At 40.6% G+C, this 15,964-nt stretch carries 10 protein-coding genes; 3 read left to right on the top strand and 7 right to left on the bottom strand.

Going from position 1 to position 15,964, the window contains the following annotated elements; all coding sequences use genetic code 11:
* Positions 1-57 precede the first annotated feature (57 nt).
* Positions 58-2,202, bottom strand: a complete 2,145-nt coding sequence (locus ACK8HY_RS19590; protein WP_416134549.1) for a glycosyl hydrolase family 95 catalytic domain-containing protein — start codon at positions 2,200-2,202, stop codon at positions 58-60.
* A gap of 518 nt (positions 2,203-2,720) precedes the next feature.
* Between ACK8HY_RS19590 and ACK8HY_RS19585 the strand changes: the two genes are divergently transcribed.
* The 3 genes from ACK8HY_RS19585 (at position 2,721) to ACK8HY_RS19575 (ending at position 8,895) form a co-directional block, all read left to right on the top strand.
* Positions 2,721-3,989 carry a Gfo/Idh/MocA family oxidoreductase gene (locus tag ACK8HY_RS19585; RefSeq protein WP_416134548.1) on the top strand — a complete coding sequence of 423 codons (1,269 nt, stop codon included), beginning with the start codon at positions 2,721-2,723 and terminating at the stop codon, positions 3,987-3,989.
* A gap of 103 nt (positions 3,990-4,092) precedes the next feature.
* Positions 4,093-7,494 carry a family 16 glycoside hydrolase gene (locus ACK8HY_RS19580; RefSeq protein WP_416134547.1) on the top strand — a complete coding sequence of 1,134 codons (3,402 nt, stop codon included), beginning with the start codon at positions 4,093-4,095 and terminating at the stop codon, positions 7,492-7,494.
* Positions 7,495-7,644: 150 nt separating this feature from the next.
* Positions 7,645-8,895, top strand: a complete 1,251-nt coding sequence (locus ACK8HY_RS19575) for an ROK family protein (RefSeq protein WP_077438140.1) — start codon at positions 7,645-7,647, stop codon at positions 8,893-8,895.
* On the opposite strand, the gene ACK8HY_RS19570 is transcribed toward ACK8HY_RS19575, so the two are convergent.
* The 6 genes from ACK8HY_RS19570 to rnc all read right to left on the bottom strand — a co-directional run bounded on the left by ACK8HY_RS19570 (position 8,892) and on the right by rnc (position 15,915).
* The gene (locus ACK8HY_RS19570; RefSeq protein ID WP_077438141.1) at positions 8,892-9,251 is read right to left on the bottom strand and encodes a CoA-binding protein; all 360 of its coding nucleotides are present in this window, start codon (positions 9,249-9,251) and stop codon (positions 8,892-8,894) included. The two genes, ACK8HY_RS19575 and ACK8HY_RS19570, sit on opposite strands and share 4 nt — an antisense overlap.
* A gap of 134 nt (positions 9,252-9,385) precedes the next feature.
* Positions 9,386-10,552, bottom strand: a complete 1,167-nt coding sequence (locus ACK8HY_RS19565) for a serine hydrolase domain-containing protein (RefSeq protein WP_139351222.1) — start codon at positions 10,550-10,552, stop codon at positions 9,386-9,388.
* 284 nt (positions 10,553-10,836) lie between these two features.
* The gene (locus tag ACK8HY_RS19560; protein WP_416134546.1) at positions 10,837-12,468 is read right to left on the bottom strand and encodes a 2-oxo acid dehydrogenase subunit E2; all 1,632 of its coding nucleotides are present in this window, start codon (positions 12,466-12,468) and stop codon (positions 10,837-10,839) included.
* A 29-nt stretch (positions 12,469-12,497) separates the two neighbouring features.
* Positions 12,498-13,493: a pyruvate dehydrogenase (acetyl-transferring) E1 component subunit alpha gene (gene pdhA / locus ACK8HY_RS19555; RefSeq protein ID WP_077438144.1), complete on the bottom strand. Its 996-nt coding sequence runs from the start codon at positions 13,491-13,493 to the stop codon at positions 12,498-12,500.
* Positions 13,494-13,736: 243 nt separating this feature from the next.
* Positions 13,737-15,119 (bottom strand): histidine--tRNA ligase, encoded by a 1,383-nt coding sequence (gene hisS / locus ACK8HY_RS19550; RefSeq protein WP_416134545.1) that lies wholly within the window; start codon positions 15,117-15,119, stop codon positions 13,737-13,739.
* Between the two features lie 55 nt (positions 15,120-15,174).
* A complete protein-coding gene (rnc, locus tag ACK8HY_RS19545) occupies positions 15,175-15,915 on the bottom strand; it encodes a ribonuclease III (RefSeq protein WP_416134544.1) in 741 nt (246 codons plus the stop codon).
* Positions 15,916-15,964: the final 49 nt, after the last annotated feature.

Raw genomic sequence — 15,964 nt, 5'->3', positions numbered from 1 at the left:
TTATTTTTTATTCCCTTTTATTCGTTATCATTTTTAATATTGCTGTGCGTAACTTTATTATTTACGCGCATTGATGGAGACCTTAGTTCCTTTGTTTAAAACCAACATCATTAGACCATCTGCTTCCTCTGTGTAACTACCCTTTCCATGTATTTTAACAATTGGCGCCACCATATCCAGTTTGACTTTCAATACCCCTCCATATTGACTTGTAATTTCTACAGCTATTGTCTTTCCGTTTTTACGTTGAGCTGAAATCAAGTTGCCACCATCTGCCAAAAAATTACTGAACGAAATATCCTTCCATTTGCTGGGAACAGCCGGAAATATCCGCAATACCCCATTCCAATATTGCAAACATAGCTCTTGAATAGTTGCCATGGCTGCTAAGGGAGTTTCGATCACTGGACCGCTTTCAGCATATAAGGTATTCGGTTTAATATACTTGTTCAGCAAAATATCCAACGAGGCAAGAGCAGCATCGCCGCGCCCCATCATAGCGTACATGGAGGCAGCCCCTGAGAAAGAATAACCCTGAAGCAATTGTTTTTTACTCTGCCAATGTGCGATAGATTTTTCAATGAGCGCCCTGTTTTCCTTTTGATCCCAGTTTACATCATAAAAAGGATAGATCATCATCAGATGAGAATAATGTCGGTGCGATTCATCATAAGCTACATCTCTGGCAATCATAAAGCCATCACTGTTTTGTGGATATTCGATCAGGTGTTTCATTACATCATCCCATACAGCATGAAGTGAATCCTTGCCACCTCGCTCACTATCCAATTCCAGAAGAGTCTTCAGACCCCATCTTAGGATTGATAGGTCATAATTTGTATTATAGGCAAATCCTTTCGGATATTCAGGGGAGTAGGTTTTAACGGCGATATAGTATTTTCCGGTTTGGTCCTTTTCCAATAAATGCAAATAATAGTTGACAGCTTCTTTCAAAAGCGGAAATAAACGGTCATAAACATCTTTTGACATTGTTGCCCGATAATACTGGTAGTAACTATGAAGTAACCATACCAGGTTACCAAGTTCCTTCTCCCCGTCGGATGCCTGTTCTAACGAGACACCTTTTTGCAACAGAACGGGGCTCCATAAATCTGCTGCTGAAGAACGCCCCACGGCGATGCTGTTGTAACGATAGGGTTTCGGAGCATTGAGACGCAGATTATCTTTGTTTTGGTCAATCATTTGAATCAAGGAATTGGCGATATCCAGATGATTTGCTTTAAATGTCGGTGAATATGCAAGCTGCATATTTAGATTGAGCCAATAAGCTGGCCAGGGAGTGGGACTTGTCCACGGCCCCTGCAGATCCATAGCCGGGTTGCCCGATCGGGTTGCGCTTGCCAGCTTGTACAATTGCATATCGTAAAAGCCTTGGTAGATTGAATCAGGCAATTCAAGTGTAGAGGCCTTAAAATAGCTCGCCCACCATTGACGATGTTCTTTCAAATCTGTATTTATTTCCTCTACACGATATTTTTTAAGATACGCTAACGTTTGTTGGGTAAAATCCGTTGATTTTTGACTATAACCCACTGTAATCACATAGGTATCCGTATCTTTCGTCGATCGAGTTAGATAAGCTGTTGTATACCCGCCGCCCGCTGTTAAGGCTTGTTCATAGTATTTTATGTGGCCTTGTCGTCCATTCTTTCCAGCAGGATTGGCAAGATACTTCTTCGGTTTTTGGGTATAGGAAAATTTCATGCGAGGACTGATTGCCGAATCAGCAACCCAATTGAGCGAGTACTTTCCCCGAAAATCTTGTTTTAATACCTCTAATAAGATAATATTATCATTAGAAAGTGTTGTCGTTCTCACTTTGATCTTTCCCTGATCCGTCAAGACAGTTGCCACAGCATAAGCCTCCTTCAGATAGATATCCCCCCTACTTTGGAGGATTGCACTTCCCAGATCCAGGTCAAAGTACCCCAATGGCAGACGGGCTTTATCGAACAACTTGTCTTCCGAATTTGCACGATGATCGTAGACATCCGTCCGCCCGACATCAATACGCACAGATTTTTTACCGGACAGGTAAGTCATCGTTCCCAATAGACCATTACCGGTAAATACGCCTTCATATATCGTATTTCCGAGCGGCGCAACTTTAAACTGCGCGAGTCCGATTGCTGGTAGGATCAGCGCACAAATAATAGTCAATAGTATTTTTGGTCTCATCATATCGGTTCGCTTCTTTTGAAGACCCCATAAAGATGCCTGATTCTTTAAGTATAAGCAAGCTCGTTTTACGAAAACGATTGAGTGATTAGCAGGGCAGCAGTGTCAAACAACTCTTTATTGTCAAAAAATCACCGGGACAAGAACCCATGGGTAAATACCCACATATAGATCGCTCTATTCTATTAAAAATAAATACAATCAGCAAGATTCAGAATAGCTAGCTATTGGTGTGATTGATTATATGTTGCATATAGTAGTCAAGTTGGGAAGATCGTACATGTAACAATTCTGTAACTAAATATTACTTCCTAACAGAAAAATCGAAGTCTATATATGAAAGAAATAATTTTAGGAGCAGTCTTTTATTATTTTTTCATAAAACAAGAAGAAACAATACGTAAAATTTTAGTTATCAGTTTATATTTAACAGTTTTTTATCTATTTTTAGGTTCAATATCCAATTGCAGTTATTTTAACAGCCTAAAAGGATCAATTATAAAACAACTAATCCAACCAACATGAAAGAACAGAATTCATCAAGGCGTGATTTCATTAAAAAATCAGTGGTAGGTGCCGCAGCATTTTCTATTGTACCACGCTTTGTACTTGGAGGCCAAGGCTATCTTGCTCCGAGTGATCATCTAACTAAAGGAGTAATTGGCGTCGGAAATATGGGCCGCGGACATTTCGGCTATGCCGGGACAAAAACAGTTGCCATTTGTGACGTTGACAAAAGTCATCTTGCGGCTGCGCAAAGTGAGTTGGGGGGCGGTGTAAAAGAATACCACGATTTCAGAGAATTAATCAAATCTCCTGAAGTAGACATTGTCCACATTGCCACTCCACCACACTGGCATGGCCTTATGTCCATCGAAGCCGCTAAAGCAGGAAAAGATATCTGGTGTGAAAAACCAATGACACGGACCATCGGTGAAGGTAAAAAAGTCAAAGAAGCAATAGCACAGCACGGAAATATGTTCCGTTTAAATACATGGTTCCGCTTCAAAGATGATTTTTATGGAATGAATGTTCCTGTCAGTAAAATCAAAAAACTGGTGGATACAGGCATGTTGGGTTGGCCATTAAAAGTGACGATAAGTAAACATACAGGATTTGACTGGAAATTCTATTGGGTTGGAAAAGAAAATCTACCTGAGGAACAAGTTCCCGCTGAATTGGACTATGACTTTTGGTTGGGCCCAGCACCGTATAAGCCCTATAACAAACACCGTGTACACACTACTTTTAGAGGATATTGGGATTATGACGGTGGCGGATTAGGTGATATGGGTCAGCATTATATGGACCCGGTACAATATTTCCTAGGTAAGGACAATGAAAGCCCTGTGAGTGTAGATGTCGATGCTCCGCAACAACATCCAGATGCCGTTGGTACCTGGAGACGTATTACTTTCACTTATGCCGATGGCTGTCAGATCATTTTGGATGGCGAGGCTAAAGATGAAAAAGCAGCATACATCGAAGGACCTAAAGGCAAACTGTACAAAGGATTTGCGTCCGACATTCCAGATTTGGAAAGAAAATTGGCACAGTATCCTGAGCCTGCTCCACAGATTACAGACTTTTTGGAGTCTGTCCGGACACGCGAAAAATTTGCCCTCAATGAAATAAATGGACACCGCTCCTGTACATTGGTCAACATGGGATTGGCAGCCCTTCGTCTCAACCGCTCATTGAAATACGATTCTCAAAATGAGCAATTTATTGATGATGATGCGGCAAACCGTTTAATTCACCAACCAATGCGGGGTCCTTGGTCCATCTAACATTTATAATCCGATGAAATATCATGAACAAAAAGAGACATCTGAAAACGGATGGACAGCAATTGCCATGATAGCTTCATGCTGATAAAAGATAAAAATCTCAATGAAAAAGATATTTAATTCGCTGGCCGTATTACTCCTCATCTCGAGTGCCTCATATGCCCAGCAACCACAAAATAGAACTACAGCTACCAAAATAGCTGACGTGCTCGCCCAACAACCGGCGGAGGAAAAAGAAAAGTTTCTACTCGCCATGCATGAGCTGGAAGGATTTACTTCCGATGACATCGTTGCGTTCCTAAAAGGCCTAAAAGCTCCCGGAAGTAATAATGCGCCTATTGAATTTGCAGCCAATAGCTATTCTTTTTATGTTAATCAACCAGGAAAAGAGCAGCAAAAAAAAGTATTTGTTGAAGGCCTGGCAAAATCCATCGCACAACTGAGTGAGCCTACAAATCAGGTTTTTGCTCTACGATTGCTACGTCAATGCGCGGATAACACCGCAATTCCAGCTGTCGCGAATTGTCTAACGAACGATGGCCTAGCTGATGCTGCAGCAAGAACTTTGGTATCTATCGGTACCAACGAGTCTGTTGCGGCCCTAGAAAAGGCATTAGCAGCTTCTACGACCGAAAAAACTGCAATCGCTCTTGTTACAGCATTAGGTGATCTAAAGGTTGCAAATGCCGAAACTGCGATTTTGAATTTAACCCAAAAATATAGTTCAGATGCTTTCCAACGTACAGCGTTGATCGCTCTGAGTAAAATTGGCGGTACAGCTTCGGCGCCTTTATTTCAAAATAAATTAAACGATGCGGCGTATAGCTACGATAAATTTGACGCTGTAGGCCTAGGTATTGATTACGCGCAATCGCTGATCGACAATAAACATGAGCAGGATGCGGTCAAATTCCTGAATAAATTCTTCCAGGAATCACAAAAAGCAAAATCCATTAACGGCCAATTTGCTTCATTGAAATTATTGGCAGCCATCGATCCAAATAAACAAAAGAAAAATCTTCTGTCTGCTGTAAAAAGCGACAATGGTGCATACCGAAACCTTGCATTACAACTGCTTGGAAAGTACGGAAAAGGTGGTGATGCTAAAAGCCTACTCGCCCTAGCAAGTAAAGGTACTCCGGAAGTACAGGAAAGTGTCCTCAACTACCTTGCACATAATGGATCGGCAAGTAGTTTAAATGCAATTCAGGCCTTGGTCGGTAAAACAACTTCACCGGTAACAAAATTAGCAGGATTAAGTGCTATCAATACGCTTTCCCAAGGCAAAGAGACCAATGCCTTAATACAAGCCTTCGACACGGATCAAGAATTCAACAATTCTGTTAAGGCACTTATCCTCTCTTCAAAGGATGCAAATGTGATCAATGATGTCAATACTGCTCTCGCATCTGTTGATGACAATAAAAAAGTTCAGCTACTGGATATATTGAGCAAACGCTCCAATAATGCTTCTTCCAAAGCTGTTCTGGCGATCAAAACAACAAATCCGACAGTAGCAGAAGCAATAAATAAGGCATTACCGAATGTTGCTCAGGAATCCGACCTTGAAGAACTTTTCAATAGGTTGAATACAACCTCTGATCCAAACTCCGCGAAGCTGTTGCAAAAGGCGATTGTCAATGTTGTTCAATCAAGCTCCAATGCAAAAGGGCTAACAGAAAAACTAGCTGCCAATATTTCAAAATCGGCAGCTCCTAGCGCTTCAAAGTATTTTCCTATTTTTGCTGGACTCGGTGATGATCAATCCTTAAAAGCAGTCAGCAATTACGTGAATAATAATAATCCGGAGTTAAGGGCTGCAGCCATTACCTCATTGTCTAGCTGGTCATCTGCGAATGCCCTTCCTGAATTGATAGCTCTATCAAGAACGGAAAAAGATGACAACCTATTCAGCACGGTGTACAGAGGATTAATCAAATCCATTTCATCTTCGGCTAATACAGCAGATCAAAAAACGCTTCTATTGCGCGATGCATTTCGTGTTGCAAAAACTGTGGAACAGAAGAAAGCTGCACTATCAGCTCTTCAGCCAACAGGAACCTATCAAGCCTTCATTTTTGCCGCGGATAAAATGGCTGATTCACAGCTGGGAGAAGCCGCTGCAAATACAGCCATGAATATTGCCATGGACAATAAATATTATGGCAGTAAAGTTAGAGAAGTCCTAGAACAGGTCATCGGTAAACTGTCCGGTAGCGAAAGTGGGTACTTGAAAGAAGCAGTTGTGCGTTATCTTTCTGAGATGCCAATAAAAGAAGGTTATGTATCGCTTTTCAACGGCAAGGATCTTAGCGGCTGGAAGGGTTTAGTTGCTGATCCGATCAAACGTAGTAAAATGAATACCAAAACTTTAGCAGCCGAACAAGCGAAAGCAGACGAGATCATGCGTAAAGGTTGGTCTGTTTCAAATGGAGAGATCGTTTTTAGTGGTAAAGGAGATAATCTGGCTACAATAAAGCAATACGGAGATTTTGAGATGCTTGTAGATTGGAAATTGGAGAACTATGGCGGTGTAGACGGTGATGCCGGTATTTACTTGAGAGGTACTCCGCAAGTACAAATTTGGGATATTGCCAATACCAGAGTTGGTGCCCAAGTTGGCTCCGGTGGATTATATAACAACCAGAAAAATGAAAGCAAACCGCTCAAGGTTGCTGACAACGCCACAGGTGAATGGAATACGTTTAAAATCAAAATGGTCGACGATAAAGTCACAGTTTGGTTAAATGGACAACTGGTCACAGATAATATTCCGTTAGAAAATTATTGGGACAGAAACCAATCTATTTTCCCTACTGAACAGATCGAACTTCAAGCTCACGGTTCTGTTGTATATTATAGAGATCTCTTCATCAAAGAATTTCCTAGAAAACAGATCTTTAAAATGAGCGATCAGGAGAAAAAAGAAGGTTTTGAGGTGCTATTTGACGGAACAAACCTAGACAAATGGACTGAGAACAAAGCTTATATCGTTAATGATGAAGGTTATATCTGGGTATACCCTAATGCTAAATTTGGCGGGAACCTCTATACAAAAGAAGAGTACTCGGACTTTGTATATCGTTTCGACTTCAAATTGACTCCAGGAGCTAATAATGGAGTCGGAATACGTGCCCCATTAGAAGGCGACGCGGCTTATGAAGCCATGGAGATCCAGGTGCTTGATAATGATGCCGATGTCTATAAAGATCTAAAACCTTATCAATATCATGGTTCGATCTATGGCGTGGTAACAGCAAAAAGAGGTTATCTAAAACCTTTGGGCGAGTGGAACTCCGAAGAAATCTATGTAAAAGGCAACCGTGTGAAAGTGACCTTGAATGGCACCGTCATTGTCGATGCTGATATTGCCGAAGCGAGTAAAAACGGAACGCTGGATGGTAAAGAGCACCCAGGTTTAAAACGTACAAGTGGCCATATCGGTTTCTTGGGACACGGAACAGAAGTATTCTTCAAAGATATCCGCGTAAAAAGACTCAAATAGTCTTATGAAGCGTAAAAGAGAGGGGATAAGGTATCTTATCCCCTTTTTTCTAAAAGACCGGCTTGTTTGACAAGTGAGAAAATAACCGAATGATTCCAAAACTTTTATTAAATTAAAGCGCTAGGATTCTAATTCAAAATATGATGTTTTATGACAAAAGCCGTAAACTTACTGATTAACAAAAAATTGGACAGTAAACCCGAAAAGAAAAATCTGTTCAATAAACTTTCTATTATCAAATTAATCGCCGAATTAGGATCTGTATCAGTAAACGACATTGTAAAAAACCTATCCCTAAGCCTTCCTACAGTCAACAGCTTGATTGCGGAGCTATTGGAGGACAATATTGTTCTTCAATTTGACAAGGGAGAATCTATCGGTGGTCGCAAACCAAACCTATATCGCCTGTGTGATGGACTGTTTCAAGTCCTATGCATCGAACTACAGCGCTTTTCCATCACATTGAGTATCATGGACAACAATCAAAATGTAGTTGCTGAAACAGTAGAACTGGACAATGAGCTTTCACGCAATGCAGACAACCTCCATGATATTACGCAGATTATCGATCAATATCTGCTGGAGAAATCAGTGGACACCGAAAATTTAACCGGGCTGATCATTAGTATGCCGGGTCTGATCAATGCGGAGGAAGGAACCAATGAAACGTTTTTGCATGACGCTTCCCAATCTATTACAGCATTTTTCGAAACCAAATACAGAAAACCTGTTTATATACTCAATGACGTAAAGGGAGCTGCCTATGCCGAACTGAAATTTGGCCTTGCCAAAAACACCCGGAATAGTCTCATTATTTTAATGGATTGGGGGATAGGTCTTGGAATAGTTTCAAATGGCGAAGTTTATCTCGGCCGCGATGGTTATTCCGGGGAAGTGGGCCATATGCCATTCATCGATAACGGCGAATTGTGTTATTGTGGTAAAAGAGGCTGTCTTGAAACGGTGGCTTCAGGAATTGCTTTGGTCAACAATGCAAAACAGGAAATCCAAAAAGGTGAATTGACCAAACTCAATGAATTACAGAAGGAAGAGTTAGATCACCTCACACCGACACATGTGATCGAAGCGGCCAATAAAGGGGATCAGTTTGCCATCAATCAAATTTCTAAATTGGGAACAAATCTAGGCAAAGCATTTGCCTCTTTGATCCAACTGCTCAATCCAGAACTCATTGTGCTGGGGGGTAAAATCGCCAAAGCCAATGAACTCATTACGATCCCGATACAACAGGCCATCAATTCATACACAATGGCTATCTTAAAAGAGCATTGCGATATAAAAGTTTCCAGCCTGAATCTGGACAGTAATACAATCGGTTTGACAAACTATTTTATTACAAAGTATCTGTCTGTCGAATTACTCCAGAAGTCCAAAATTTAAAACTGACCTGTACTCAATAAGACCAGAGTACAGGCTCTTTCGGTTTTTATCCCATTTTCCATAGCCAAGCGCTCCAGTTCAGCATTCTCCGCCCCCGGATTAAAGATAATACGCTTTGGCTTTGTTGCCAGTATATAGTCATAATACCCTTTCTGATTCTGCTCGCCAAGATACATGGTTATGGTATCAATATCGGTATGCACTTCACCTTTTGTTTCAATAGTAACACCTGCAGCTTCTCCACCGCTCAGACCGATATTAACAATGTCGTGTCCATGCTTACGGAGCATATTCGCAGCTTTATTTGAATACCGCGAAGGATTCGTACTGGCACCTAAGATTAATGTCTTTTTCATCCTAATACTTATTATTTGTTCATCTATTACGCAACTTTATGTATTTATATAGTTTTCGTCAATATGAATTCTTAAATTCTGTCCCTTCGTGTATGCGCCCTATTTACACTTTCTCATTGATGAAGCGAATTGATCTATTCATCAATAATAAAATCGCCATGGGAGCTGTAGGCATTTTTACGTAAAACTGGCATTCCTAAAATTTTATAAAGCTCATCCAATTTCACCAAGCTACCATTTGTCATATTTGAAAGTAAGACAATCACAATATTTCTTTTCAGATCGCGTACATAGATGTGACGAAAACCGTGCCACCATCCCGTATGATAAACGATATGGTCGTTTCCATGTTCAAAGGTTCTCCATCCATAACCATAGCTAAAAATCCCTTTTTTGGCGTCGGGATAACCGCGATATGCTGAATCCAAAGTCGATTGCTTCAACAATCGACCATCTCGCAATGCGAGGTCAAATCGATAGAGGTCACGTACTGTACTATACACCCCTTTGTCGCCCAATGGTCCATCCTGAAAGTTCTGTACGACAGACCTCCGCCACACCTTATCGTGACCGATGACATTTGTAGGGATTTTATCGTAGACAGCTTTTGATAATGCAGCGGTGTTGGTCATGCCTGCAACATTAAAAACACTATCTTTCATATATACTGCATAATCTTGCTTCGTCACCTTTTCGATAATAGCTCCTAGCACCATAAAGTTGGAGTTATTATAGAAAAATCGTCCCCCCGGAGCCCCGTATCTGTTCGGCTTAAATTCCGTCAGCATTTTCATAACATCTTGATTGGTCATTCCCTTTTTGCGGTCAGGCCAATGCTTCTCCGAAAAATAGACATAGTTGGGCAAGCCCGAGCGATGAGTCAATAACATTTTAATGGTGATACCCGGATACGGAAAATCCGGATAAAAATCATTAATAGTCTGATCCAAGCGTAATTTTCCAGCTTCAACAAGCTTCAATACACCTACCGCCGTTATGGGTTTGGTGACGGAAGCCAATTCAAATTTATCATCGATTTCCAGGCTATCCCGCTTTAGGTAGTTGGCCCAGCCGAAAGTATTTTGATATAAAATTTTACCATCCTTGGCAATCAATACATTTCCGTTGAATGCAGCCTTTGAATGTAAGTTTTTCATAAAGGCGTCGATCTTTTGATCTGCATCCTGAGGGTTGTAAATGAGTCTTGTACTATCTATTTTCGCCTGCGCTATCGCCGCTTCTTTTTGTTTTTTCTCTTTTGAACTACAAGCAATTGTAGATACGAACAAAAGAGCTGCCATTCCCTTTAAAAAAAATAATTTCACGTATTGCTTCTCCTGGATTTTTTGTGTTGTGTTTGTCCTCTCTTTATGGCCTTTCTGTACCTCATGAACTAAAAGCTTTCACATCGTAATTATCCCATTCTAACTTTGATTAATGTGTAATCTTTTTGATTTTCAATAAAGAACCGGACTTAAAGATAATAATGCTAAAATGAAGATTTTAGTATAAAAAAACGAATTTTTAGAGCAAAAAAAAGCCACTTTATTACTAAAGTGGCTAATATTTTATTGGCTTGTAGAATCTATGCTAGTAATCTAACTGGATTTTCGACCAATGCTTTTAAAGTCTGTAAAAATGCAGCACCTGTTGCGCCATCTACCACACGGTGGTCACAGCCTAAAGTCACCTTCATTACGTTACCAGGAACCACCGCACCATTTTTCACAACAGGAACAGCTTGGATAGCTCCTACTGAAAGAATAGCTCCATCAGGAGAGTTAATGATAGATGTAAACTCATCGATACCAAACATACCCAAGTTGGACACAGTGAAAGTAGAACCTTCCCAATCCGCTGGTTGTAATTTTTTAGCTTTCGCTTTCTGTGCGAAATCTTTCACCTCAGCAGAGATGTGTGATAATGACTTACCATCTGCGAAACGTACGACAGGAACCAATAAACCATCTTCAACAGCCATTGCTACACCGATGTTAGTATGTTCGTTGAAACGTATTTTGTCTCCTTGCCAAGATGAATTCACTGCAGGGTGTTTTTTCAACGCCACTGCAACAGCTTTTACCACGATATCATTGAATGACACTTTTACAGGAGCAACCTCATTGATTTGAGCGCGCGCCACCATAGCATTATCCATATCGATAGACACTGTCAAATAGAAGTGCGGTGCAGTAAACAATGATTCACCCAAACGACGCGCAATTGTTTTGCGCATTTGGTTGACAGGTTTCTCTGTATAACGTTCTTCACCAACATATGTAGGTAAAGTGATTGCTTTTGTTTCCGTCGCAGGAGCCGCTGCAGCTGAAGTTTCAGCAGGTTTAGTAGCAGCCGGAACAAAGGATTCAACATCTTTTTTCACGATACGCCCACCATCTGCTGATCCCTTGATATCGCTCAAGTTGATTCCTTTTTCTTTAGCAATTTTACGCGCTAACGGAGAAGCTTTTACACGGGCATCATCGTTTGAAGCGGATGCTACCGGTGCAGCAGTTGCAGCTGGAGCTGAATCAGCTTTAGGCGCTTCTGCAGTTTCTGCTTTTGCAGGAGCAGATTTTTGATTTAATAAAGGAGTAATATCGGTTCCGGCAGGGCCAACGATAGCAATAATATCATTTACTTTCGCAGCTTCCCCAGCTTCAAGACCGACATATAGCAATGTACCATCAGCATAAGCTGTGACTTCCATTGTCGCTTTGTCTGTTTCTACATCAGCGATAGCATCATCCGATTTGATCGTATCACCAACTTTGAAATTCCATTGCGCAATAACACCTTCTTTCATGGTGTCGCTCAACAATGGCATTGTGATCACCGTACATCCCAATTCCTCAGGAGTGACCGTGCTAGCCGAAGATTCTGCCGGAGCAGAAACTTCTTCTTTCTTTTCTTCAGTTTTTTCCGGTGCTTTTTCAGCTGCAGGAGCATCACCATTCAATAAAGCCTGAAAATCTTCACCTGGTTCACCCAAAACAGCAATAACAGCATCAATCGCTACTGCTTCACCTTCTTTCGGGCCAATATATAAAAGAGTACCTTCTTGGTAGGACTCGAAGTCCATTGTAGCTTTATCTGTTTCAATTTCAGCCACTAAATCACCAGAATTTACTTTATCACCAACATTTTTGTGCCATTTTGCGATGACCCCTTCGGTCATTGTGTCGCTCATTTTGGGCATTCTTACTACTTCAGCCATTCTGTATTATATTATCAAGTTAAAGAGTATTAATCTAAAATAAATGGATAGTCTTGTTGTACGTAAACATCTTTGTACAATTCATCTGCAGTTGGATAAGGAGATTCCTCTGCAAATTTTACGGACTCATCAACTACTTTTTTCACGTCAGCTTCAACCTCAGCAAACCAAGCTTCGTCTGCATAGTTGTTTTCCAAAATAGCGTGTTTCGTAGACAACAATGGATCACGGTCTTTATAAGCTTCTAATTCTTCTTTTGTACGATATTTCGCGGGGTCAGACATGGAGTGTCCTTTATAACGGTATGTACGGATTTCCAAGAATGTAGGACCTTCACCAGCACGCGCACGTTGAACAGCTTCATCCATTGCATTGTGTACAGCGACTACATCCATTCCATCTACCGGAGCAGAAGGCATATCAAAACCTAATCCCATTTTGTAAATATCCTGCATGTTCGTTGTACGTTGTACAGAAGTACCCATTGCATAACCGTTGTTTTCACACACGAAGATCACTGGAAGTTTCCATAACATCGCCATGTTCAACGTTTCATTGAATGCACCTTGACGTACAGCTCCATCGCCCATATAACAGATGTTTACATTATCTGTACCAAGATATTTCTCAGCAAAAGCGATACCAGCACCTAAAGGAATCTGACCACCGACAATACCATGGCCACCCATGAATTTATGCTCTTTAGAAAAGAAGTGCATAGAGCCTCCTTTACCTTTTGAGCAACCAGTGATCTTTCCATACAATTCTGCCATACAAGCATTTGCAGAAACGCCTTTAGCCAAAGCGTGAGCGTGATCACGATAAGCAGTGATTAAAGAATCTTCAGGTTTGATAACCGACATCGTTCCAGCGACTACAGCCTCTTGTCCTATGTACAAGTGACAGAAACCACGAATCTTTTGCTGTCCGTAAAGTTGACCTGCTTTTTCTTCAAACTTACGCATAAGTAACATCGACTTATACCACTCCAAATATGTCTCTTTTGTTATAGGTGTTGAACTCATTTCAAAGTTTTGATTTTCTTACAATTCTAGACTACAAATCTAATAATTTTGGATGAATTTCCTTGGTCAAAAATCAATTTTATTTACACTTTAAGACACTTCTAAGACATTTGATTTAAAGTATATAGCATTTTTCAACAAATAAATGAAAGGCACAATCAAATAAATCAAAAACTTATGAAAATAAAAAAGCCAAACGACCTAATAATCATTTGGCTTAATCTATTTTATAGAAATTGTTTGCTAGCGAAGTTTTTGGATAAGCTCACTTTCGGTAACCTTCACCTGCTCCCCACTTTCCATATCTTTAAGGGACAGTTGACCTGAGGAAACCTCTTCCTCTCCAACCAATAATACATAAGGTATTCCCTTTCCATCTGCGTATCCCATCTGCTTTTTCAACTTCACCGGAGCAGCATACAGTTCTGAGGCGATATTTTCCTTACGCAGTTTATTGAGCAAAGCAAGTGTATAGCCTTCAAGTTGTTTATCAAAATTGATGATCAATAGCTTGGTAGAATCCGCTTTATTTGCCGGGAATAAATTTAGCTCTTCCAAAACGTCGTATATACGATCAGCACCGAATGACACCCCCACCCCTGTCAGGTCCTTCAATCCGAACATTCCTGTGAGGTCATCGTAGCGTCCACCGCCACCGATGCTGCCCATCGCGACTTCATTTGTCTTTACCTCAAAAATACAGCCTGTATAATAATTAAGACCGCGTGCCAACGTAATGTCCAGATCAAGAATACGGGTCAATAGATCCGTGTCGCCGCTCAACTTGGTAATATAATCGAAAACTTCCTCTATTTCAGCAATACCTTTTAAACCGACCGAAGAGTCCGCCAAGATAGATCTTAACGATGCCAGCTTTTCTTCATTTGACCCCTCCAATAAGATAATTGGTTTCAATACATCCAGATCAGCTTCGGTAAAACCTCTTTCCAACAATTCTTTATTGACACCGTCTAATCCGATTTTATCCAATTTATCAATGGCGACAGTCATATCCACAATAAGTTCTGGCTTTCCGATAATTTCGGCAATGCCGGAGAGGATCTTCCGGTTGTTGATTTTGATATTAAAATCTTTCAGCCCAAAACGCTCGAAAGCCTCTTGATAAATCAGAATAAACTCTGCTTCGTTTAATAGGCTTTCTGAACCTACCACGTCAACATCGCATTGGTAAAATTCACGGTAACGACCTCTTTGCGGGCGGTCTGCGCGCCAGACAGGCTGTACCTGAAAACGCTTAAACGGTAGGGAAATATCGTTTTGGTGCATCACCACGTAACGTGCAAAAGGCACCGTTAGATCATATCGCAATGCTTTTTCACTAATATGTGGAATGAGTTTATTTGAATTTTTATCATGAAGTAGATCATCTGGGGCTTTTGCCAGATAATCTCCGGAATTAAGGATCTTAAAGATCAATTTATCACCTTCATCACCATATTTACCTGTTAGGGTCGTTAAATTCTCAAATGAAGGCGTCTGTATTTCATTGTAACCATATTTTTTAAACACAGCTTTCAATGTGTCAAAAATATAATTACGTTTGATCATTTCGGAAGGCGAAAAATCACGGGTTCCTTTCGCCAAGGAAGGTTTTACTGTTGCCATATCCGGCAAAGTTAATATTTAGCGGGGACTAAATAAATTAAAGAATAAAAATCCTTTATTCTACTTCCAGAATCTTGAGGAATTGGCATGCTTTCTCTGCAGCTAATTTTTCCGCTGATTTTTTATTAAAATCACGTCCCAAACCACATACAACCCCATCTACAACAGCTTCGATACTGAACATTTTCGAAGATTCTCCCTCCGGATTATCCGTTTGTTGAAATAGGATTTCTTTACCCGTATGCTGACACCATTCGATCAATCGGCTTTTGAAATTAGTCTCAGTCTGCTCCAGTAATTGGATATCGACATGTGGTTTAATAATACGGTTCAGGAGAAAGCGTTTTGTAAAGACATAACCTTTGTCTAGATACACTGCACCGATCAGCGCCTCAAATGCATCCCCCAATAAAGAGCCCTGCTTATTGGGAAAGCTGATCATCCGGGCATCGAACTGTATCATTTCATTAAAGCCTAATTTTCTGGAAAGCTGGTTCAAATTTGCCCGGCTCACGATTTTGGAACGCATTTCAGTCAGGAAACCTTCGTCTTTATAAGGATATTTCTTGAATAACAATTCGGCAACGACTGAACCTAAAACAGCATCGCCCAGAAATTCTAAACGTTCGTTACTGTTCTTAGCCCCTTCTTTGATTGTTACTGCAACAGACTTATGTCTAAATGCCATCTTGTACAAATGTACATTTCCGGGAATAAAACCCAATAGGTTTTTTAGTTTTTTAACATATTCCCGATCCGGCGAAATATATAACTTGTATATCCTTGAAAAAGGCATCTCATCTAAAAATAAGGCGACAAGTTCTAATTAAAGAACCTGTCGCTAG

The sequence above is a fragment of the Sphingobacterium sp. NGMCC 1.201703 genome (genome assembly GCF_047784615.1).
GTDB lineage: Bacteria > Bacteroidota > Bacteroidia > Sphingobacteriales > Sphingobacteriaceae > Sphingobacterium.
Note: the sequence above shows the minus strand (reverse complement) of the source record. Positions and strands in the feature narration are given on the sequence as shown.